We start from the raw sequence: 21,963 nt of genomic DNA, 5'->3' as shown, positions 1-21,963 counted from the left end.
CCCCGCTCCCCCGGCTCCTTCTCCCGGCGGTACTGTGCCAACAGTTCGCATCCCGAAACCTATAGGTGCGTTCTTTACTCACGGTCGAACATGGATGTCCGGGCGGCTCGGCCCGACGACGCGGAGGACCTGCGAACGGCGGTCTCGCGAGCCCGCGAGGAGACGGTGTTCGACGACATCGGCGCGCCCCTGCTCGACGTGTCCGCCGCCGGCGTCCGCGAGGCCGCCGCCGAGGCGGAGTGGTCGTTTCTGATGGAAGACGTCGAGGAGGGCCCCGTCGGCATCGCGATCGCACACCCCGATCAGGGCGGGACGGAGGCGGAGCTGCTGGCGCTGTGGGTCCACCCGAACCGCGCGGGCGAGGGCGTCGCGGACGAGCTGCTCTCCCGCGTGGGGGACGCGCTCGTCGACCGCGACATCGAGGCGCTCCGCGCGACGGTCCCGCCGGACCGTCCCAGCGCGGAGGAGTTCTTCAGCGCGCACGGGTTCACGCGGCGGGGAACCCGCCGGGGTCCCGCCGGCGACGAGACGGTCGTCGTCGCGGACCCGCACACGCTCACGTAACCCGCGAGCGCGACGTCGGAAAACGGGGTTTTTGCGTCGGCTTACTTCAGGCGCTCCTGGAGGAACGAGGGGTGCGCCGCGGTGACGCCGTCGACGCCGAGCAGCTTCTCGGAGATGACGTCGCCGAGCTCGTCGCCGTCGCCGGCGCGGACCTCGGCCATCAGCATGTGGTCGCCGGAGGAGGTGTACAGCGCCTGGACCTCGTCGAGCGACTTCAGCTCGCGGGTTGCCTCCACGTACTGTCCGGAGTCGACGTCCATCCCGACCATGGCGATCGACTGCGACGAGAGCTTCTTCGGGTCGACCTCCGCGGAGTAGCCGACGATCACGCCCCGCTCCTCGAGGCGGTCGATGTACTTCCGCACCGTCGGCTTCGAGACGTCGGCCTGCTCGGCGATCTCTCCGCAGGACGCCTGTGCGTCCTCTTCTAACACGGAGAGGATCCGTTCCTCCGTCGATACGGTACTCATACTACTTCGTTTGTCACCAATGAAAAAATACCTTGCGAATCAAAAAACGAACGCACTGCGCCGTGAACGGCCGCCGGTCCCGCTCAGGCGTGTTTGTCGAGGAACATGTCGTGGGAGCGCTCCCACTCGTAGTCGTCGTCCCAGTAGCGCTCGGCCAGCGGCTCCTCGGGCATCTCGCCGATTTCCTGCTTCTCGGCCCCGTAGGAGGGTCGCTCCTCGTCGACGTAGAAGCGGCCGGTGAGCACCTCGCCCTCGTACAGCGACTCCTCCGTCTCGCGCATCATCTCGGCGGCCTCGACGCGGTCCGTCTTGTCGAACTCGTAGTCGTCGGACTCGTTGACGTCGATGTACGGGACGTACTGGCGCGCGTCCTTGTTCCACGTCGGACACTGGGTGAGGAAGTCGACGTGCGCGAACCCGTCGTGTTCGATCGCCTCGATGAGGATCTCCTTCGCCTGGTTCGGGTTCACCGCGGCCGTCCGGGCGACGTAGGAGGCGCCGGCGTTCAGCGACATCGAGAGCGGCTTGATCGGCTCCTTGGCGCTCCCGTGGGGCTGCGTCTTCGACTTGTGGCCCTTCGGGCTGGTCGGGGAGGTCTGCCCCTTCGTGAGCCCGAAGATCTCGTTGTTGAACACGATGTACGTCATGTCGTGGTTCTCCCGGGCCGTGTGGATGAAGTGGTTCCCGCCGATCCCGTAGCCGTCGCCGTCGCCGCCGGCGGCGATCACTTCGAGGTCGGGGTTCGCGAGCTTCGCGGCGCGGGCCACGGGCAGCGAGCGCCCGTGGATCGTGTGGAACCCGTACGTGTCGAGGTAGCTGTTCAGCTTGCCCGAACAGCCGATCCCCGTGCACAGCAGGGTCTCCTCGGGCGTGCGCCCGACCTCCGGCAGCGCCTGTTTCAGCGCCTTCAGGACGCTGAAGTCACCGCAGCCGGGACACCACGTCGGCTGCGGCTCCACGCCGGGGGTGTACTCGTCGCGGTCGATCTCTCGCTCCTCTCCGATCGCTGAAAACGTGCTCATTGGTTAGTCACCTGCGGCTGGGACGAAGGTGGTCTGATGACCGGACGCGTCGCCGTCGCCCTCGACGATCGCGGCCTCGAACCCGTCGACGACCTCCGCCGGCTCGAACGGGTTCCCGTTGTACTTCAGCAGGCTCGACAGCTTCTCACCGTACTGACCGAGGTTCTTCTGGACGAGCCCGCGGAACTGTCCGGACGCCGTCATCTCGACGACGAGGACCTCGTCGACGCTCTCGACGAACTCCCTGACCTGCTCGGTCGGGAACGGGAGCATGTCTGAGACGCCGTACGACTTCACCGATATCCCGGCGTCGTTGAGGCGACCGACCGCCTCCTCGACGGTCCCCTGCTGGCTGCCGAACGTGAGGATGCCGTACTCGGCGTCCTCGGGGCCGGCGTACGAGCCGGTGTCCTCCTGGTTGAGGTCGTCGCGGATCGCCTCCAGCTTCTGGGTCCGCCGGTCGATCTGCGCGACGCGGTTGTCGGGCGACTCCGCGATGTGCCCGGTGGGGTCGTGCTCGTTGCCGGTCGCGAGGAAGCGACCGCCCTTCTGGCCGGGGATCGACCGCGGGGAGACGCCGTCCTCGACGTCGTGCTGGAACCGGTGGAACTTCCCGTCGGGCGAGTGCGGCTCGTCGGCGAGCGCGTCCTCGGAGAGCGTCTTCCCGAGCGTCGGGTTCGGCTCGCGGTCGAAGTGGCTCTTCGGGACGTTCTTCAGCTCGCCGCCGAGCTTCTGGTCGTACAGGAGGATCGACGGGATCTGGTACTCGTAGGCCAGCCGGAAGGCGAGCCGCGACTGCTCGTACGCCTCCTCGACGGTCCCGGGCGCTAAGACGACGCGCTGGGAGTCGCCCTGCGAGGTGTAGAGGACGTGTTCGAGGTCGGACTGCTCCGGCTTCGTCGGCATCCCGGTCGAGGGGCCGGCGCGCATGGCCTCGACGAGGACGACGGGCGTCTCCGTCATCTCCGCGAGCCCGAGCGGCTCGGACATCAGCGCGAACCCGCCGCCTGAGGAGCCGGACATCGCCTTCACGCCGGCGTGCGAGGCGCCGACCGCGAGCGCGGCCGCCGCGATCTCGTCTTCCACCTGCTCGGAGATCCCGCCGAGTTTCGGCAGGTTCTGCGTCATGATGGTGAACACCTCGGTCCACGGCGTCATCGGGTAGCCGGCGATGAACCGGCAGCCCTCGTCGATGGCGCCGTAGGAGATGGCGTCCGAGCCGGACATGAGGAGCTGCTCTTCGTCGTGTTCGCCCGTCGGTACCGACACGTCCGGCGCGTCCACGTCGTACTCCTCTTTGACCTGATCGTACGCGATCTGGAGGATCTCGAGGTTCGGTTCGAGGATCTTCTCCGGCATCGCGTCGCGCATGAGGTCCTGGACGTGGTCGAGAGCCATCCCGGTCAGCGCGCAGGTCGCGCCGACGCCGGCGGTGTTCCGCATGACCTCACGACCCTGATCGCGGGCGAGCCCGCGGAGGTCGAGGGGGTACACGTGCCAGTTGTTCTCCTCGACGCGCTCGTCGAAGTTCGGAATCTCCGAGGCGTCGAGGAGTCCCTCGTCGTAGACGATGACCCCGCCCTCGCGGAGCTCGTCGAGGTTCTCCGAGAGCGGCTTGATCTCCTCGTTGCCGTAGACGGCCTCCTCCTGCGGGTTGCGGGCGAACGAGTCGCCCAGCGCGAGCAGGAAGTTGTAGCCGTCGCCCCGGGATTCGACGGGGTCCGCCGACGCGCGGACCTCGGTGTAGGTGTGACCGCCGCGGATCCGCGACGGGTAGTGCCGATGCGTGAAGACGTTGAGCCCCGATCGCATCAAGGCCTTCGCGAAGTTCTGGCTTGTCGAAGCGATCCCGTCACCGGACCCCCCCGATATCCGCCAGATGAGTTCGTCGTCAGTCATAGTGGTGTGTGAGCCCGAGTGGGCCTCGTGGGTCGAAGTTGTGTTGGTTCCCTCTTAGGGCTTGCTATGGAATCCCAAGGGACAATCATGAAGGTCTATTAGGGTGCCACGCTGTCCCACGCCGCCGACCGGGGTTCCGCGCCCTTTTACTTCGACGCGCGCCGAGCGCTCGCATGCTCACGTTCATCGGGCTCGGCCTCTACGACGAGCGCTCCGTCACCGTCGAGGGACGAGAGGCGCTGCGCGAGGCCGACCGCGTCTTCGCGGAGTTCTACACCAGCCGGCTCGTCGGCGCCGACGTCGCCGACCTGGAGGCGTACCACGGCGTCGACGTCGAGGTCCGCGACCGCGACGGCGTCGAGCGCGACCCGGAGCCGATCCTCGACGCGGCCGCGTCCGGCGACGCCGCGTTCCTCACCGCCGGGGACACGATGATCTCGACCACTCACACCGACCTCCGGCTTCGCGCCGAGGAGCGAGAGATCGACACGCGGGTGATCCACGGCGTCACCGCGCAGTCGGCGGCGTCGAGCCTCACCGGCCTCCAGAACTACCGGTTCGGCAAGGCGACGACGCTGCCGTTCCCGTACGCGCACGGCGGCGACGACGTGCCCGCGAGCGTAATCGAGACGATCGAGGCGAACCGGGAGCGCGGGCTCCACACCGTCGTCTACCTCGACATCAAGGTCGGTACGGGACCGACCGGACCCGACCCCGACCACGAGGAGTACATGACCGCGGACGTCGCCGCCGGGTTACTCGCCGACAACTGGGGCGACGAGCTCGCGGTCGTCGTCGCGCGCGCCGGCTCGCCGGACGCGGTCGTCGCGGCCGACCGCCTGAGCGCGCTCGCGGACCGCGAGTTCGGCGACCCGCTCCACCTGCTCGTGATCCCCGGCGACCTCCACCACGTCGAGGCGGACGCCCTCGTCGGCCTCGCCGACGCCCCCGAGTCGCTCGTCGAGGAGTGAGTTCCACGCGGTCGGACCCCGCAGCGGTCGCACCCCACGGCGGTCGGACCCCGCGACCGCCTCCCGCCGACCGGACGTTTGATTACCGTGCCTCGCGTTACCACGCTCCATGAACGACGTGCCCGTCGACCGGCTCATGTCGACCGACCTCACCACGATCGAACGCGGGGCCGCCGCGGCCGACGCGGCGAAGCGGATGCGCGAGACCGGCGTCGGTTCGATCCTCGTTGTCGAGCCCGACGGGACGCTGGCCGGGCTGATCACCGCGACGGACTTCGTCGCGCTCGTCCGCGACAACGACCCGAAAGACCGGACACCGGTCGAGGCGTTCATGACGACCGACGTCGTCACGGTGGGTCGCGAGGACACCGTCGCAGAGCTGGCGGAGCCGACCGCGCACGGGTACACCCACCTCCCGGTGACTGACGCCGACGGCAGGCCGATCGGGATGGTGTCGGCGACGGACCTCACCGCGCACCTCTCGAAGGCGCGGTGACGGGCCGGAACCGCGGCGCCCGCCCCGCGTTGTGCGTTCCGGAAGAGTAATGTGACACGGTAACACACGGCGAGGCATGGATCTCGACGACAGGACCCGCGTCGCGGACGTGATGTCGACCCCGCTGGAGACGATCGGCGCGTCGGCGCCGATCCGGGAAGCGGCGAAGCGGATGCGTGACGACGGCATCAGCGCGCTCGTCGTGACGACCGGCGGCGGCTGTATCGTCACACAGAGCGACGTCGTCGGGGCGGTCGCCGACGGGCGCGACCCCGAGGCGACGGCGGTCCGCGACGTGATGACCGAGGACGTGGAAACGGTGACGCCCGACCTCATGATGCAGGAGGTCGCCGCGATGATGACGATGTACGGCGTGAAACACCTCCCGGTCGTCGACGACGACTACGTCGGCATGGTCTCGTCGACAGACATCGCTGAACACCTCTCCTGAAAAGCGGCTCGACCGTCGACTCCGCCCGATTTCGCGCCGAAAGCGATCAGAGCAGTAACAGCGGCAACCCGGCGATCACGCCCACAGCGATCAACAAAAGGTTCCACAGGAACACGGGCCGCACCAGATCGCGCGCGATACTCGCCGCGAAGGCGGTCTTGATCAGGATGCTGGCGGCCGTGCCAGCGACCACGCCCGCGACCGCGGTGTCGACCCCGATCTGTCCGGTCCCGAGCAGCGAGACGGCCGTGGTGGTCGAGGTCCCGGACGACACCAGCCCGGCGAGGAAGGAGGTGGCGACGAACCCGCCCGCGCCGAACGTCTCCTCGGCGACCGCCGAGACGAGCAGCACGACGAGGAAGAGCGCGCCGAAGGTGAGCGCGTTGCCGAGGCTGAACGGGGAGGTGAGTTCCGCTTCCATGTTCGTCCGCCAGTCGCTTCGCCACACCGCGACCCCGATCCCCGCCAGCGTGATCGCGCCGAGGGGCATCCCGACGACGAGCGCCGCCTCCGGGACGAAGACGGCGACCACAGCGGCGTTGCGGAAGGCCATGGCCGCGTTCGCGAGGAGGATCGACCCCACCGCGATCTCGCGCAGGTCCGCCCGCCCCTTCGCGCGCTTCGCCATCTCGGCGACGACCGCGGTCGAGTTGACGAGCCCGCCGAAGAAGCCCGTCACCGCGTAGCCGCGCCCCTGATACCGCTTGACGAGGACGTAGTTGACGAAGCCGATGGCGCTGACCGCGACCACGAGCGACCAGACGAGCCGCGGCTGGACCGCGTTCCACGGGTCGATCGTCTCCGCGGGGAGGAGCGGAAAGACGACGAACGCGAGGATGGTGAACTCCACCGCGCTGCGGACCTCCTGCCGGGAGAGCCCCCACGCGAACGCGTGGAGCTCCCGCTTCAACACGAGCAACAGCGACGACAGCACCGCCACCGTCACGGACTCGATGAAGAGCCCCTCGGCGACGAGGACGCCGACCCCGTACGCGACGAGCATCGACGCCGACGTCGTCAGCGAGAGGCCGTCGACGTCGGCCTCGACGAAGCTCCGGACCGCGAGCAGGACCGCGCTGGCGACCACCAGCACGCCGCCAACGACGAGCAGCCCCGGCTCGTCGAGCAGCGAGAACACGGCCGCCGCGAGGCTGACGAGCGCGAACGTCCGGATCCCCGCCGACTTCTGGGACCACTCCCGCTCTAACCCGAGGAACATGCCGAGCGCGGTCGCGAGCACCAGCTTGGCGACGTTCGTCTCCAGGTAGACGAACGGGTCGACTCCGCTCAGCACCGCCGACCACCCCGTCGCGGCCGGGCTCCGCGGCCGGAGCCCGGCGATCCGTCCCGCATCCTCGCAGTCATGGTCGTTCGTACCCGTCGCCCACGTCTATAGCTTGCTATATAGTGCTATATATTTACGGGAGTTCTCCGGGACGTGACCGCCCTCGATCGCCCGCCGGTGCCGTCGTCCGGCCTCCGAGCTACCGGTTCGTCGGCTCGCGCGGGAGGTCGAGCGACTCCGTCAGGTCGTGTTCCTCGCCGGTGATGAGGTAGAGGACGTCCTCCAAGATCACCGCGAGCTCGGGCAGCTCGCGCACCGCGAGGAAGGTGATCGCGATGAGCGCCACGACCGCCAACAGCTGGCTCATGATCCGGTCGGAGATGAGGAAGGAGACGCGGTACGGGTCGGTCGCGCCGAACATCGTCAACACGAGGTCCGGGTACCAGTGCATGTACTGGTTGCCGGCCACCACGGAGATGAACGTCGTCCGGAGGATGTTCAGGACGTAGATGAGCGGGAGCGACACCGCGAGCGCGCGGAGCTTCCGGGAGAGCGGCGCCTCGACGGCGGCCACCAGGCCGCCGAAGATGGCCATGCTCCCGAGCCCCGTACACGCCAGCACGATGTGGATGATGACCGTGTGGCCGTCGTCGAGCGTCCACGAGTACGCCGCGTCGTACCCCTCGTTGCTCGTCACCGCCTCGGGCGCGTACCCGAGCAGGTCGATGAGCGCCCCCGTCTGCGAAGCCACGATTTCGATGAGGATCCGACGGGGCTCCGGCACCGCGACCCCGGCGAACGTGAACGCCGGGATCGTCTCGAACGGGAGGTAGATGAACAGCATAATCGCGATGGCCCGGGTGAGGGTGAAAAGCGACGCCCGCCCGTCGTACAGGAGGTACCCGGCGTACACGCTGGCCGGGAAGCCGACGAGCGCGAGGATCGACTCCACGTAGCTCTGGTGTTCGAACGCGAAGTACGGCACCGTCGACAGCCAGAACAGCCCGAACAGCGCCCACGTCGCGGCCGCGAGCGTCCGCCCCGCTGACAGCCCGCGGCTGTCGAGCAGCCACGCCGTCGCGAAGAGGATCGCGACGATCCACGCGAACGTGAACGTGTCGGGGATCACGCTCAACACCGCCGGCGCGCCGTGGCCGAACATATCCGTTTCGTCCGTCGTCGTCGAATAAAGCCCTTGTCGTTGCGTGTGGGACCGACGTCAGAGCGCCGGACCAGTCCGTCACGACTCCGCCGTCCGTCGCGCCGCTCGCTCAGTATGAGGAGCTATCGCTCCTCGCTGTCGAGCACACGGATCTGGTCGCCGCGGACCGTTACCGGAATCGGCACGGTCGCCTCGTACAGCTCGACGGTCACCTGATCTTTCCCCTCGTCGATCCGCTGGACGCGCGCCTTCTCCCCTTTGAACGGGCCGGCGATCAGCTCGACGATGTCGCCCTCGCCGATCCCCTCCACGTCCGGGGTCGGCGAGAGGAAGTGCTCGACCTCGGAGAAGGGACTCTCGGCGGGCCCGTCGCCGCCCTGAATGACGCCGCGGGCGTGCGGGATCTCGTCGAGGATCCGCCCGAACGCGGTCCCGTCGGTCGCCTCGACCATCACATAGCTCGTGAGCTGGTCGGGAGCGATGACGGCCTGGATCTCCGGCGCCTCCTTCTCGGCGAGCATGTCGGCGACGGTGCGCTCTTGGCTCGCCGTCGTCTTGACCGAGTAGATCGGCATTACGCGCCGACCCCCGGGAGCAGGCTCATGATCGCGAAGATCAGGAACCCGATGAACCCGATGAGCAGGATCCCGGCGCCGGCGATCTTCGACACCTGGAGGAACTCGTCGGTGCTCGGCGTGCTCGCCAGCTTCAGCACCCGAATGTAGCTGTTGAGGTCGTACGGAACGTCCATGTTAGACTGAGGTTCGAGACGAGACGGTTTTTACCTTTTGATGCGCCCCCGGAGCGGTAACGGCGTCGCCGCGTCGCGCGGCGACCGGTCCGCGCGCCCGGCGACCGTCACTCCACGTAGTCGATGTCCTCGACGTCGCTCGGCGCGCCGCCCTCCGGCGGCTCGCCGTTGTTCCCGTAGATCTGTGGCGACTCGACGCCGGTCACGACGATCATCGTGCGCATCTCCCCCTCCAGCTCGTCGTCGACGGAGGTCCCCCAGATGATCCGCGCGTCGGGGTCGATCCGGTCGTAGATCTCCTCGACGACGCCCTCGGCCTCCTCGATGGACATGTCGGTGCCGCCGGTGACGTTCACCAGCGCGGAGTTCGCGCCGGAGATGTCGACGTCGAGCAGCGGCGAGCGCAGCGCGGACTTCACGGAGTCCTGCGCCTTCGAGTCGGAGTCGGACTCGCCGAGGCCGATCATCGCGACGCCGCCCTTCTCCATCACGGTGCGGACGTCGGCGAAGTCGAGGTTGACGAGCCCGGGCATCGTGATCAGCTCGGTGATCCCCTTCACCGAGCGCATCAGAACCTCGTCGGACACCTTGAACGCCTGCCGGACCGGGAGCTTCCCGACCGCGTCGAGCAGGCGGTCGTTGGGGACGACGATGACCGTGTCGCTCACGTCGCGGAGCCGCTCTAAGCCGGCCTCGGCGTTCGTCCGGCGCACCTCACCCTCCGCCGTGAACGGCGTCGTGACGATAGCGATGGTGAGCGCCCCCGACTCGCGGGCGGCCTTCGCGACGACCGGGGCCGAGCCGGTCCCCGTCCCCCCGCCGAGCCCCGCGGTGACGAACACCATGTCGGAGCCGTCGATGGCGTCTTGGATCTCCTCTTGGGACTCGATAGCGGCCTCCTCGCCCACCTGCGGGAGGGAGCCGGCGCCGCGCCCCTGCGTCTTCTGCTGGCCCATGAGGATCTTCGTGTCGGCCTCGATGTTGACGAGGTGCTGGACGTCGGTGTTGGCCGCGACCAGCTTCGCGCCGTGGATCCCCTCCTCAGTCATGCGGTTGACCGTGTTGCCGCCGGCGCCCCCGCAGCCGACGACCGTGATGTTCGTCTGGAGGTCTTGGAGGACGTCCTGTAGCTCGTCGTCGGTCATCGTCCCGGTCTGTGGCGGCGCGCCGGCGCTCCCTCCGGCGGCGCTCTCGCCGGCTCCCCCGGCGTCGTCTGCGGGGGCCTCTTCGGCTTCGTCGATGGCGTCCTCAACGATGGAGTCCATTATGTGGTGAGGTTGCGACCCGGACGTATTTATTTTTGCCCGTTCGTCTGACTCGCGTCAGACACCGAAATCCCCGGCGTTCGCGGCCGACCCGAGCGCGTACGGCTCCCGCGGGCGAGTGGACGCCGCCGCGGGCGTTTATAAATTATTTCAGGCCGGAGCCGTCGATCGGGAACCGGTCCGTGCGCGTCCGCGACACGTCGCCCAGCTCGACGGTCTCGCCGTCGACCGCGACGGCCTCCCCGTCGGCTAACCGCCCGAACGCCGGACCCTCCGGGACGCCCCGTTCGGCCGCCAGCGCCGGGTCGAACGCCGTCTCGCTGGCGACGACCGCACCCTTGTCGGGCGCCACCTCGACCGCGTCGTAGCCCGTTTCCAGCACCCCGGCAAGCCCCTCGACGAGCTCCGCGTAGCCCGGGGTCTCCGGTGCCGTCGCGAACGCGGCGCTCCCGACCGCGCGGGTACCGCCCTGCTCCGTGTCGAACGCGACGGCGACGCGCTCGACCGCCTCGCGCGCCGCGTCGGCGTCGAGCCCCTGCGCTCGCGCGAGCAGGTCTGTTGGGAGCTCGCGGACGCGGACCGCGTCGCCGACCGCCTCGGCGTCGCCGCGCTGCTCGCCGGCCAGTCTCGGTTCGACCGCGCCGAACCGCAGCCCCTCGTCGACGGGACCGATCTCGGCCTCTAGGTGCTCGACGAGCGGGAGCGGCGCGTCGCCGACCTCGCGGACCCACGTCTCGCTCACGACCCGGTGGCCGAGCTTCTCGACGACCGCGGCGAGCTCGGGACGGTCGCCGTCGATCACGGCGTGTTCGGCCCGGCTCCGATCGAAGGCGGTCTCGATCACGTCGCGGTTTGCCTCCGGCGCGCCGAGGTCCGCGAGCGCCCAGTCGGCGCCGACGTGACCCACCGCCCACTCCGTCTCGCGGACGATCCGGGTGAATCGCGGGGCGTAGTGGCCGCCGCCGAAGCCGACGACGTGGCGGGGGCGACTCCCGGCGTCGGTGTCGCCGTCGCCGATCCCCTCGGCGTCGCAGTCGAATAGGTCCGCGCCCGTCCCCCGCAGATCGAGGACCGCCCGCGCGACTGCCCGGGCCGCATCCGGGTCCTCCCACTGCGGCTCGTCGGAGCCGAGTTCGACGAACAAGGAGGGGACCGAGACGTCCGTCGGGCCGTGGTGCGTGCACTCGATGCCGACCTCGTACCCATCGGGCGCGTGTTGCGCGAGCGCCTCGACGACCCGCTTCTCGGCGCCGGGCGCGGCCCGCGCCAGCGACTCCGGATCGCCGCCGTACTCCGCGCCGCCGAAGTTTCCGGTGACGTGCGCGGTGAGGAGTTCCCCGGTCTCGCCCGAGTGCCGGGAGACGAACGCCAGGAACTCGGGGGCGCAATCGAAGGCGGCCGCCGGGTCGGAGAGGCGGATGTGGAGCTCGTCGAACTCGCGGAGCTCGAACCCGTCCGTCCGATAGTAGGTCCCGCCTCCGTCGGCGTCGGGGCGCGAGCCGTCCTCGCGGGTCTCCCAGTCGCCGACTTCCAAGAGCCGCTCGCCGATGTGCGCCGAGGCGCCGTCGGCCCGGCTGACGACGATCGCTATCACGGCACCGGCTCCGCCGCCCGCGACCGAATACCCGTCGGTTCCGGTCGCCGGACCGACCTCACCGCGGTCGCGCCGAGCGGCGTCCGTCTCCCGCGCTACGGCAGCAGCAGGTAGACGAAGACCCCGTAGCCGACCGTGAGTACCGCGCCGTCGACGCGGGTGATCCGCTCGCGGTACGCCATCACCCCGACGATGGCAGCCGTGAACGCGAGCAGCGCGGGAAACTCGAAGCTGCGGACGCCCGGCGCGACGCCGATGGGGGTCACCACGGCGACGATGCCGATGACCGCGAGGATGTTGTAGATGTTCGAGCCGACGACGTTGCCGACGCTGAACTCCGCCTCGCCGCGCACCGCGGCCACGACGCTCGCGGCCAGTTCGGGCAGCGACGTGCCGAGCGCCAGCACCGTGAGCCCGATGAAGATGTCGGAGAAGCCGGCGGCCGCCAGAAGCGACTCGCTGCCGTCGATCAGCCACCGCGAGCCGAGGACGAGCGCGACGATGCCGCCGACGACCGCCGCGGCGTCGCGGGCCTTGGCGTCCGGCATCTCGTCCCGTTCGCTGTCGGTGATCGCGGACTGGTTCTCCTGGACGCGCCGCAGGACCGCGGCGGTGAACGCGACGAGCGCCGCGAGCAACACGACGCCGTCGACGAGCCCGACCCGGCCGTCCCAGCCGAGGCCGACGAGCAGCAGCGCGGCCAGCACCATGAACGGGACGTCCCGGCGGAACACGGTGTCGGAGACGTCGAGCGGGCGGATCAGCGCGGAGACGCCCAACACGAGCCCGATGTTCGCGATGTTCGAGCCGACGATCGCGCCGAGCCCGATGTCGGTCGACACCGTGACGGCGCCGAGCAGGGAGACGAACAGCTCCGGGGCGGTCGTCGCGAACGCCACGACGGTGACGCCGACGGTCGACGCCTTCAGCCCGACGGCGAGCGCGAGGTCCCTCGCGCCCGCGACGAGCAGTTCGGCGCCGGCGTAGAGGAGGGCGACGCCGCCGGCGATCAACAGCAGTTCGACGAGTGGCGACCCGGGCAGCACGGCTCTCGGTTCGCAACGGCGTTTCAAAAGGCTCGTGATCCCCGGTCGGGGGACGGCCGCGGCTGATCGCTTCGCGGTCGGGCACCCGTCTCCGTCTTCGGCGTCGATTCAGGCGTGTGCCGACCGGAACTCGCCGTGTTTCACGCCGATCGCGAACGCGAGCGCGCCGAAGACGAGCATCGACGGGACGACCATCATCAGCGTCGTCTGGAGGGGCATCATCCCCGCGCCGATGAGGCCGCCGGCGCCGATCGCGACGATCAGTACGAGGATCGCTGCCGCGCGTGGAAGGTCAAATTCCATAGCCACGGTACGTCGCGAGCGATGCTAAACGTTCGGTCTCCGGTGTCGGCGTCCGGTACGGGTAACGGGGCGCGATCGGCTCGGCGGCCGCGATCGACCGACGCCGCCTACGCCTCGATGATCTCGTCGTCCTCGTCGTCGGGGATCCGGATCTCGCCGTCGAGCGCGACCATCGCCCGCCCGCCGACGCGGACCCCCTCCGCCTCGACGCGCACGCGGACGTGTCCCGGTCTGTCGACGAAGTGGCCCTGCTCGAACCGGAGCTCGTCGGGCTCGTCGCCGTCGAAGGCGTCGACGCGGCGGAGGTACCCCCCGACGGCCCCGCTCGCGGTGCCCGTGACCGGGTCCTCCGAGACGCCGAGCGACGGGACGAACGCCCGGCCGTGGAGCGTCGAGTCCGCGTCGAGCGCGTCGAAAGTGAACGCGTACACGCCCGCGGCGTCGAACTCCTCGGCGAGCGCTTCGACCGCCGCGTCGTCCGGGTCCGCCTCGCCGAGCCGTTCGAGGAAGTTCACGGGGACGACGAGGAACGGCAGGCCGGTCGACGCGACCGCGACGGGGAGGTCCGCGCCCACGTCGCGCAGCGCGGCGGGGTCGACGCCGAGCGCGTCCGCGACCCGGCCGAGGTCGACGTCGACGACCTCCACGCTCGGCGCCTGCTGGCGCATCCAGACGGTCCCGTCGTCGTCGTCGACCGCGACCGTGATGTCCCCGACGTTCGTGCGGACGGTCCGCTCGCCGCCGTCGATCGCCCCCTCGGCGAACAGGGCGCCGTAGGTCGCGATCGTGGCGTGCCCGCAGAGGTCCACCTCCGTCGTCGGCGAGAAGTAGCGGAGCCGGTCGTCGGCCGCGCCGTCGCCGGCCGAGTTATCGCCGTCACCGGCCGCCCCGTCGCCGTCGGTCAGAAACGCCGTCTCCGAGGCGCCGAGTTCGGCGGCGACCGCGGCCATCTGGTCGTCGCTCAGCCCCTCGGCGTCCGGGACGACGCCCGCGGCGTTCCCGGTCAGCGGCTCCGCGGCGAACGCGTCGACGAGCAGCACGCGTCGGGTCTCCATGTCGGCCCCTCTGAGGGTCACAGATAAAAAGCCTCCCGAGCGAGGCGGCGACCCGGTCGTCACGCGCCTCCGATCGATTACCGGCGGGGCGTTGACCGCCCGCCGCTCGGGGCCGTCGGCCTCGTGTTCGGCGGAGCGACCGATGTCAATCCTTTTGCCCTCGACCGCGGATGGGTGTGTATGGGCCTCTTCGACCGGCTGCGTGGGAGCGAGACGCCGCGGGTGGCGTTCATCGGGATCGACGGCCTCTCGTACCGGCTCGTCGCCGACAACCCGGAGACGTTCCCGACGCTGTCGGCGATCGCGGACGACGGCGAGGGCGGACGGATCGACAGCATCGTCCCGGCGGAGTCGAGCGCCTGCTGGCCGAGCCTCACGACCGGAAAGAACCCCGGCGAGACGGGCGTGTACGGGTTCCAGGACCGCGAGGTCGGCTCCTACGACACGTACGTGCCGATGGGCCGAGACGTCCAGTCCCCCCGGGTGTGGGACCGCGCGACCGACGCGGGGTTCGACGCGACCGTGATGAACGTCCCGGTCACGTTCCCGCCGCAGCGGACCGTCCAGCGGATGGTCTCCGGCTACCTCTCGCCCGACCTCGACGCGGCCGCGCATCCCGAGGAACTCCGGGAGAACCTCACCGAGAGCGACTACCGGCTGTCGGTCAACGCGAAGCTCGGCCACAAGGCGGACAAGACCGCGTTCCTGGAACACGCTCGCGAGACGCTCGACGCCCGGGCCGCGGCCTTCGAGCGCTACGTCGAGCGCGACGACTGGGACCTCTTCGTCGGCGTCTTCACCGCTCCCGACCGCGTCAACCACTTCCTGTGGGGCGACTACGAGGACGGCGGGACGTACCGCGAGGAGCTGCTCTCCTTCCACGCCGCGCTCGACGACCACATCGGGACGGTCCGCGAGGCGCTCCCCGACGACGTCACGCTCGTCGTCGGCTCGACGCACGGGTTCCGGCGGCTGCGCCACGACGTCTACTGTAACGAGTGGCTCGAACGCGAGGGGTGGCTCTCCTACGAGGGCGACGATCACGACGCGCTCGCCGACATCGACGACGACGCCCGCGCGTACTCGCTCGTTCCCGGTCGCTTCTACCTCAACGTGGAGGGCCGCGAGCCGAACGGCGCGGTCCCCGAGTCCGAGTACGAGGAGACGCGCGCGGAGCTGCGCGATGCGCTGGAGTCGTGGACCGGCCCCGACGGGAACCCGGTCGCCGACCGCGTCGTCGACCGCGAGACGGTGTTCCGCGGCGACCACGCGGCTATCGCGCCCGACCTCGTCGTCCTCCCGAACGACGGGTTCGACCTCAAGTCCGGGTTCCGCCCCCACGACGGCGTGTTCGACCCCAACGGACCTCGGACCGGGATGCACGCCTTCGACGACGCCGCGCTGTTCGTCGACCACCCGGACGCGACGGTCGAGGACGCGGACCTCCTCGACGTCGCTCCGACCCTCCTCCGGCTGCTCGACGTCGACTACGGCCGCACGGACTTCGACGGCGCCTCCTTGGTCTGAGCCGCCTCCGTCACCCTGCTTGAGCGACCGAATTGAAGTGAGTCCGCCCCCACCGGCCGGTATGGAGCGCACCCCCGACGGGACCCCCGTCGGCGTCGACGACCCGTACGCGGTCGCCGGCGTCTGCGACCACCTCACCGACGACGGCCGGTGCCGCTTCGCGCTCACGCGGGCGGGAGACGACCCCGAGTTCACGGCGGCTCGGCGCACGGACGGGTACGACTGCCACGTCGGCGCCGACGGCGAGTGGCTCAGGTGCCCGCACTACCGGTCGACGACGGACGCGAAGACCTGCGCCCGGTGCGGATTAGACGACGTGCGGCTGGCCCACGACGACTCGCGGCCGCTCGTGGAGGAACATCACCTCTCGTACGGCGGTGACGGAGACGACGGACACGAGATAACGGTCGGCCTCTGTCGCTGGTGTCACGCGAAGGTCCACGAGTCGATCGCTCGGATCGACGACGACGCGAGCCCGGGCCCCGAGGCGATCGCGGAACGCGAGGGACGGCGAGAGACCGAACGCTCGGCTTCGTCGTTCGAAACGGCCAGCGAGAAGTACGACCCCGAGGAGTAGGTCGATCGAGTCAGGCGTCCGATTTCGGCCGGACCAGGTTCGCCAGCGCGACGAGCAGGCCGAGGAACCACCCGAGCGGCACGGAGATGCCGATCCACATCAGCACGTAGCCGAGTCCGGGGAGCCCCCACTGCTCGCCGAACGTCTCCAGGTCGAACGCGCCCCGGAGAATATCGTTGATCCCGCCGACCGCGAGGAAGGTGTCGAGGATCCACTCGGCGAGGTCGTAGCTCGGCGGGAGGATCAGCCCCTCCAACGTCGGCGTGACGAGCGCGGCGACGACCGGCGGGAGGAACAGCGCCGTCATCGCGAACGGGTACGCGAGCAGGACGCTGACGAACCGCCCGCCGATCTTCGAGAAGCCGGCGGCGAGGGCGGACGAGACCACCGCCACCGCGCTCGCGGCGCCGACAGCGATCACCGCGTCGAACGGGAGCTGAAGGTGCGTGATCACCGTCAGCGTCCCCCAGACGACGGCGGCGACGAGCACGGCGCCGGCGACGCCGATGCGGGTGACCGCGGAGTCGAGCTTCGCTGCGTAAAAGCGCGTGGCGAACCCGACGAGCAGGAGGGGGTACGCGACCGCGACGAGCGGCGCGCCCAGCACCGCCCAGAGGTAGTAGCCGACCGACTGGACGGCCGTCTCGGGCTTCCACTTCCCCAAGACGGCGCTCGGGTCGAGCTGCCGCGGGAAGACCACCTCCATCCACGTCTCGTGGAGGCGAACCACGTCTAAGAAGAGCGCTTCCACCAGCCCGGTTTGTCCTCGTCGTTCCATTTGCCTCACGTCGCGCGCGGCCCGACGTGAACTTTGTGCCTTCGGCTGCGGGGTTCTCGCGACCGATAGCCGCGTCGATAGGCTTAAAGAACTGTGTAGACCTACTGGAACACATGAAACGACGTGGACTGCTCGCGGCACTCGCGGCGTCGACCTCGGTCGCTATCGCCGGATGCGCCGGCGAGGACGGGAGCTACGAGTTCGACGCGGAACCGGCGCGCGTTCCCGAGTCCGCGTACGCGGAGGGCTACTCCGGGGAGGATCCGGAGTCGTACACCATCGACCGCGAGTTCAACGTCACTGGCGTGAACGCGAAGGTCACGGCGACGACGTGGGTCGCCCGGTACACCAACTCGACGACCCAGTCGGCGCTGTTCGTGGCGAGTACGCCGAACGCCTCCGTCGCCGGACAGTCGGTCAATCCGCTGGTCAGGGTGCAGGGTGCGGACCTCATCCGACGGCTTCTCAACCAGATCAATCAGCAGGACGTCGGCGGCGGCAACGCCGACATCCAAACGGACGACGTCGAGGAGCGCGGCGAGGAGACCCGGACGATCCTCGGCGAAGAGGCCACCATCCCGGTCTTCGAGACGACGATCAGCGCCGACGTCGAGGGGACGGACAGCTCGAGCGGATCCGTCGAAGACGTCCCCGTTCTCCTGTACATCGCTACCGTCCAACACACCGCGGACGGCGCGGACAGCGAAGACGCGATCGCGATGGTCGGCGTGCACCCGGAACAGGCGTCCCAGCGCGAGCAGTTGCTCTCGATGATGGAAGCGGTCGAACACTGACCCGCCCCGGCGACTCCCCTCCTCGCTCTTCTCTCCCTCAGGTTTCGGTCGTCCCGCACGAATCTCCGGCCACGACCCGGTTACGAGGCGACGCAGTCATGCGATTATTTCTCCGAACGGAAGCTTTCGCGTCCGTAAGTCACTTATAAGTGATCAACCCGAGTGACAGATCCCGCGGTGTGACAAGAGCCGCTTCACGGGTCCCGGTCGGCTACTGACGCCGCGCCGCCCCGAGAGCGACCGCTCTGGCATCCGTGGCTCGTTCGCTATGATCCGGATGCAATCGCTTCAATGGTTGTGGGTCGGCGTCGTGGTCTGTGTCGTGGTGGGTGCTGTGGTTTTATCATTGGGAGTGACTACGGCCGGAGCTCAAACTTATGATTATAAACCTGTTTTAAATAAGACCGGCGACCCAGACACTATTCGAATAGATCAGTCTGAACAAAATATTAGCAATATAGAGATACTACTCCCAAATCAGAAAGATACTACGAACAAGATCAGATTATCTGTGAATTTAGCTAGTATTGAGTCAAGGGGAGCCAATACATCCTCGGCCTCAATGTCTATTAAGAATATTCAAAATGGATCTGTAATTAACACCACACAGGTGAAATCTGAGAATAAGACGCTTCTAACAGCAACTATCCGTCCAAATAGATCGAGTCGCTCAATCCAGATTGGCTCTGCTCAAATATCTGGAATGGATACAAGCAATGTTCAAAAATCAACCAATTTACAATATAATATTACTGTCACAAACAACTCTGATTTCTCTTCTATAGAATCTATGGCAGGAACAAGTACAGATTCGTTCAAGATAATCGATGGTACAATTGAAATTCATAATCAGGCTACCGGCTCACCTCAATTACATCAAGATAGTCGCACAACTATCGGCATAACAATCGATGATATCAGCGGCAACACAAACTCGACTCTTTTCATTACACGTGGTGATGATAATGAGATAATCGGTATTCGACGACTTCCGAAAAGTGTCCTCAAGACAAAGGAAACAGTTTCCGTTGGTACATCCTATCCGGGGGGAGATGTTAGGGGATATCTGATTGCGAACTCTACTTCTGGGATTTCTGACCGCGGTATTGGGGACTCCCTTCCTACTAACATAACTAATTCAGCGTTGTCAGCCGACGAGGGACGGATAGTAAATGCTGGTATTGATTTTTCTAATCTTTCTTATGATAACCCAAAAACAGATAGTATCACAGTCTCCAGTGCTAAAGTTTCTGACGCAATTGAGGATGAAACCCCATTTTTGGTTTCATTATATCCAGTCAACTCAACTGGACACATCCGACATAACGAGGCTGTTGCTAGTTCAAGAGTACTAACTGGATGGAATGAAGACGTTAAACTTTATTTTAATACTACAAGTGACGGAAGTGGTATTTTCCGAAGTAATCGCTATGCGGCGGCCATTCAGTTGGCATGTGGACATAGCGCTGGGGATTGGATTTCCCCAAAAGATTCTGAATTACTGCGGAACTCTGACCTGAATAATCACTTTGTTTCTGATGGTGTCGCAGATGCTGGCGTGATCTCAATAGATTCTATCCGCAAAGACGGGTCTAACTCAGAGGCTGTTCAAATCAAGCCCAATCACTCACTGGAAACACCTGTATACTCTGGTCAAATGATCTATTTTAACTCTTCGTTAAATGCGGAAGAAGTTGAATTACACAGACTAAACGAGGACAACACAACTCGCGTAGTGTCTGTGGGAACTCGATTAAACAATTCAGATCAAGTCGGCTATAATACGTCACTGCTCTCCTCCGGTACATATCATATTCACTCAAGAAAAGAAAACTCAGAGAAATTTCATATTATTGGAAAGCACAAAAAAGAGATCTCTCTAAGCGATATTTCAAATCAAGCTATGTATGGAAATCATATCAGAATCTCTCTGTCTCATCGTGTGCCAAGTTTGGAACTGATATTATCTAATACGAGTAGTAGCACCACTACAACACTCGAACTGACAACCACCGAGACGAGTCCGACACCAGTCACGCTCAACACGTACGCGTCGCCCGAATCCCCGTCGAAGTTCGTCACGACCGGGTCCGGCATCGACGTCGAATCGGTCACGGGCGATACCGCTCCGCTCTCGCCCGGGACGTACAACATCACGCTGCGGTCGGAGCATGGCACCGAAGTCGCCAACGACACCGCGACGGTCACCGTGGAACCCCGCTCGACGAGCGACCTGACCGCGTACACCACACGGTCGGTCGCACCCGGGGAGTTCGAAAACGTGACCGCGGTCCGGGAGGCGATTGCCGACGGAACGCTCACGCCGGCCACGGCCGCGACCGCGAACGACACCGTCGTGTACGCCGTGAACGCGAGCGGGCTGACGGGCCTCCCGGCGGCCGCGAACGCGTCGCTGGAGCGAGGTGCGGACCTCGACCGCCTTGACGGACTCTCGTTCGGCGTGGCGCCGACGGGGACGGACGACGGCAACGAGTCCACCGACGACGACGCGCTCGGTCGGACGCCGAACGGGTCCGCGGTCCACCTCGACCGGGAGGGCCTGTACCTCGTCGCCGACGGAAAACGCGCATTCGGCACCGAGACGGTCCCCGATCCCGGCGCGACGTTCCAGGCCGGGTTCCGAGTCGACGACGACCGACTGCGTCGGACCGCGGCGGACGACCGGCACCGCGCGACGACCGAGTTGACCTACGCCGCCGCCGCTCCAACCGACGGAGGTGCGGACACCGAGAGCGGCGACAACTCGACCGAAGCGACTGCCGACTCGGAGGCGTCGAGATCGACCGGCTCGGCGGGCGGTTCGGCCAGCAGCGGTTCGGCCGGCGGCGGCTCGGCCAGCGGTGGTTCGGGCGCGGGCGGCAGCGGTTCGGCCGGCGGCGGTTCGGCCAGCGACGGCTCGGCCAGCGTCGGCTCGGCCGGCGGCGGTTCGGCCAGCGGCAGTTCGGGCGCGGGCGGCAGCGGTTCGGCCAGCGGCAGTTCGGGCGCGGGCGGCAGCGGTTCGGCCAGCGGCAGTTCGGGCGCGGGCGGCAGCGGTTCGGCCGGCGGCGGCTCGGCCGGCGGCCCGAGCGGATCCGGAGGACCAGTCGGCCCGGCCGACTCGACCGGCGCCGGTAACGTCACGGACGCGGACGGTCCGGGTCCGACCGGAGGGTCGCCCGGTTCGGACGCGAACCGCCCGGCGCCGCGCCCCGGGGTGGGCATCTCGATCGCTCCCGGAGAGTCGGAGATTCCGCCGTCCGCGGGGCCGCCGGAGCTCCTCGGACCCAGCGGACGTGAGCGCGGCGCGGGCGACCCCTCGGCGGCCGGGTCTCGCTCCGAGAACGGTCGGTCGAACGACCCGGGTGGCGGCGAACGCGACGGCGCGACGTCGACGGAATCCACCGACTCGATCGAGCCGTCCGACTCGCCTGCGGCGGGCGACTCGTCCCCGGACGAGGCCGACGCGAGCGACCTCGGGTACGACGAGGCGCCGATCCGATCGACCGCGTACGACCTCCCCGGTTTCGACGCCGCCGCGTCGCTCGCGGCGCTGGCGGGCGCGTCGCTTCTCGCTCGGCGTCGCGGACGCTGATCGTGATCGCGACGGCGCTCGTGATCGCGGGGTCGCGGTCGGCGGGGCCCCCGTCGGACCGGCTCACCGCGGGCGGTCTGCCGTCCCGCCGATCGCCGGTATCCTTTTGCTCGCCGGTGCCGTTTATTCGGGTATGAGCGTGACCATTACACCGCCGAAGGAGCGCACGTGCGAGCTGTGCGGGCGCGATGAGCGGTGGGACGACGAGGCCGACGGGTGGCGCATCGCGGACGAACCCGGCAACGTCTACTGTATCCACGAGTGGGACATCAACGGCTCGTTCGTCCCCCTCGAAGAGTAGCTCTCGACTGGACGTTCTACCACTCTGGACGGAATCAGCGAGACGACCGCGGAGAATTCT

The 21,963-nt window shown here is 67.5% G+C and carries 22 protein-coding genes; 9 read left to right on the top strand and 13 right to left on the bottom strand.

Annotation, left to right across the window (positions count from 1 at the left end; genetic code table 11):
- Positions 1-90 precede the first annotated feature (90 nt).
- Positions 91-564 (top strand): GNAT family N-acetyltransferase, encoded by a 474-nt coding sequence (locus J7656_RS11955; RefSeq protein ID WP_017342679.1) that lies wholly within the window; start codon positions 91-93, stop codon positions 562-564.
- A gap of 41 nt (positions 565-605) precedes the next feature.
- Here J7656_RS11955 and lrpA1 read toward each other — a convergent pair whose 3' ends face one another.
- From lrpA1 to J7656_RS11940, 3 genes are all read right to left on the bottom strand, one after another.
- A complete protein-coding gene (gene lrpA1 / locus J7656_RS11950; protein WP_017342680.1) occupies positions 606-1,034 on the bottom strand; it encodes an HTH-type transcriptional regulator LrpA1 in 429 nt (142 codons plus the stop codon).
- Between the two features lie 83 nt (positions 1,035-1,117).
- A complete protein-coding gene (locus tag J7656_RS11945) occupies positions 1,118-2,056 on the bottom strand; it encodes a thiamine pyrophosphate-dependent enzyme (RefSeq protein ID WP_017342681.1) in 939 nt (312 codons plus the stop codon).
- A gap of 3 nt (positions 2,057-2,059) precedes the next feature.
- A complete protein-coding gene (locus tag J7656_RS11940; RefSeq protein WP_211553409.1) occupies positions 2,060-3,955 on the bottom strand; it encodes a 2-oxoacid:acceptor oxidoreductase subunit alpha in 1,896 nt (631 codons plus the stop codon).
- 173 nt (positions 3,956-4,128) lie between these two features.
- Here J7656_RS11940 and dph5 point away from each other — a divergent pair, with 173 nt between their 5' ends.
- The 3 genes from dph5 (at position 4,129) to J7656_RS11925 (ending at position 5,873) form a co-directional block, all read left to right on the top strand.
- Positions 4,129-4,926, top strand: coding sequence for a diphthine synthase (gene dph5 / locus J7656_RS11935; RefSeq protein WP_211553408.1), 798 nt, complete (start codon positions 4,129-4,131; stop codon positions 4,924-4,926).
- A gap of 109 nt (positions 4,927-5,035) precedes the next feature.
- On the top strand, positions 5,036-5,422 hold the full coding sequence (locus tag J7656_RS11930) for a CBS domain-containing protein (protein ID WP_211553407.1): 387 nt from the start codon (positions 5,036-5,038) through the stop codon (positions 5,420-5,422).
- A 76-nt stretch (positions 5,423-5,498) separates the two neighbouring features.
- On the top strand, positions 5,499-5,873 hold the full coding sequence (locus J7656_RS11925) for a CBS domain-containing protein (RefSeq protein WP_017342685.1): 375 nt from the start codon (positions 5,499-5,501) through the stop codon (positions 5,871-5,873).
- A 46-nt stretch (positions 5,874-5,919) separates the two neighbouring features.
- On the opposite strand, the gene J7656_RS11920 is transcribed toward J7656_RS11925, so the two are convergent.
- The 9 genes from J7656_RS11920 to J7656_RS11880 all read right to left on the bottom strand — a co-directional run bounded on the left by J7656_RS11920 (position 5,920) and on the right by J7656_RS11880 (position 14,334).
- The gene (locus J7656_RS11920; protein WP_017342686.1) at positions 5,920-7,167 is read right to left on the bottom strand and encodes an MgtC/SapB family protein; all 1,248 of its coding nucleotides are present in this window, start codon (positions 7,165-7,167) and stop codon (positions 5,920-5,922) included.
- Positions 7,168-7,357: 190 nt separating this feature from the next.
- The gene (gene artA, locus J7656_RS11915; RefSeq protein WP_017342687.1) at positions 7,358-8,320 is read right to left on the bottom strand and encodes an archaeosortase A; all 963 of its coding nucleotides are present in this window, start codon (positions 8,318-8,320) and stop codon (positions 7,358-7,360) included.
- 122 nt (positions 8,321-8,442) lie between these two features.
- Positions 8,443-8,895, bottom strand: coding sequence for a transcription elongation factor Spt5 (locus J7656_RS11910; protein ID WP_017342688.1), 453 nt, complete (start codon positions 8,893-8,895; stop codon positions 8,443-8,445).
- Entirely contained in the window at positions 8,895-9,071 is a 177-nt protein-coding gene (locus J7656_RS11905; protein WP_017342689.1) for a protein translocase SEC61 complex subunit gamma, read from the bottom strand. The genes J7656_RS11910 and J7656_RS11905 overlap by 1 nt, the downstream gene beginning before the upstream one ends.
- Before the next feature lie 107 nt (positions 9,072-9,178).
- Entirely contained in the window at positions 9,179-10,336 is a 1,158-nt protein-coding gene (ftsZ, locus tag J7656_RS11900; protein WP_017342690.1) for a cell division protein FtsZ, read from the bottom strand.
- 145 nt (positions 10,337-10,481) lie between these two features.
- Positions 10,482-11,930: a D-aminoacyl-tRNA deacylase gene (locus J7656_RS11895; RefSeq protein ID WP_211553405.1), complete on the bottom strand. Its 1,449-nt coding sequence runs from the start codon at positions 11,928-11,930 to the stop codon at positions 10,482-10,484.
- A 95-nt stretch (positions 11,931-12,025) separates the two neighbouring features.
- On the bottom strand, positions 12,026-12,976 hold the full coding sequence (locus J7656_RS11890) for a calcium/sodium antiporter (protein WP_017342692.1): 951 nt from the start codon (positions 12,974-12,976) through the stop codon (positions 12,026-12,028).
- 108 nt (positions 12,977-13,084) lie between these two features.
- A complete protein-coding gene (locus tag J7656_RS11885) occupies positions 13,085-13,279 on the bottom strand; it encodes a DUF7333 family protein (protein WP_017342693.1) in 195 nt (64 codons plus the stop codon).
- Positions 13,280-13,386: 107 nt separating this feature from the next.
- Entirely contained in the window at positions 13,387-14,334 is a 948-nt protein-coding gene (locus tag J7656_RS11880; protein WP_017342694.1) for a PhzF family phenazine biosynthesis protein, read from the bottom strand.
- Between the two features lie 180 nt (positions 14,335-14,514).
- On the opposite strand from J7656_RS11880, the gene J7656_RS11875 reads away from it, so the two are divergent.
- Positions 14,515-15,861, top strand: a complete 1,347-nt coding sequence (locus J7656_RS11875; protein WP_017342695.1) for an alkaline phosphatase family protein — start codon at positions 14,515-14,517, stop codon at positions 15,859-15,861.
- 61 nt (positions 15,862-15,922) lie between these two features.
- Positions 15,923-16,438: a DUF7097 family protein gene (locus J7656_RS11870; protein ID WP_017342696.1), complete on the top strand. Its 516-nt coding sequence runs from the start codon at positions 15,923-15,925 to the stop codon at positions 16,436-16,438.
- Positions 16,439-16,448: 10 nt separating this feature from the next.
- Here J7656_RS11870 and J7656_RS11865 read toward each other — a convergent pair whose 3' ends face one another.
- Positions 16,449-17,189 (bottom strand): hypothetical protein, encoded by a 741-nt coding sequence (locus J7656_RS11865; RefSeq protein WP_017342697.1) that lies wholly within the window; start codon positions 17,187-17,189, stop codon positions 16,449-16,451.
- Between the two features lie 140 nt (positions 17,190-17,329).
- Between J7656_RS11865 and J7656_RS11860 the strand changes: the two genes are divergently transcribed.
- The 3 genes from J7656_RS11860 to J7656_RS11850 all read left to right on the top strand — a co-directional run bounded on the left by J7656_RS11860 (position 17,330) and on the right by J7656_RS11850 (position 21,903).
- Complete coding sequence (locus J7656_RS11860) at positions 17,330-18,010, top strand: DUF6517 family protein (protein ID WP_211553403.1); 681 nt, start codon at positions 17,330-17,332, stop codon at positions 18,008-18,010.
- Between the two features lie 2,002 nt (positions 18,011-20,012).
- Positions 20,013-21,602, top strand: coding sequence for a hypothetical protein (locus tag J7656_RS11855; protein WP_211554578.1), 1,590 nt, complete (start codon positions 20,013-20,015; stop codon positions 21,600-21,602).
- Positions 21,603-21,735: 133 nt separating this feature from the next.
- Entirely contained in the window at positions 21,736-21,903 is a 168-nt protein-coding gene (locus tag J7656_RS11850; protein ID WP_004598333.1) for an HEWD family protein, read from the top strand.
- Positions 21,904-21,963: the final 60 nt, after the last annotated feature.

Origin of the sequence: Halorubrum ruber, from assembly GCF_018228765.1 — an archaeon.
Taxonomy (GTDB): Archaea; Halobacteriota; Halobacteria; order Halobacteriales; family Haloferacaceae; genus Halorubrum; species Halorubrum ruber.
This window is presented reverse-complemented; position numbering and strand designations above follow the sequence as displayed.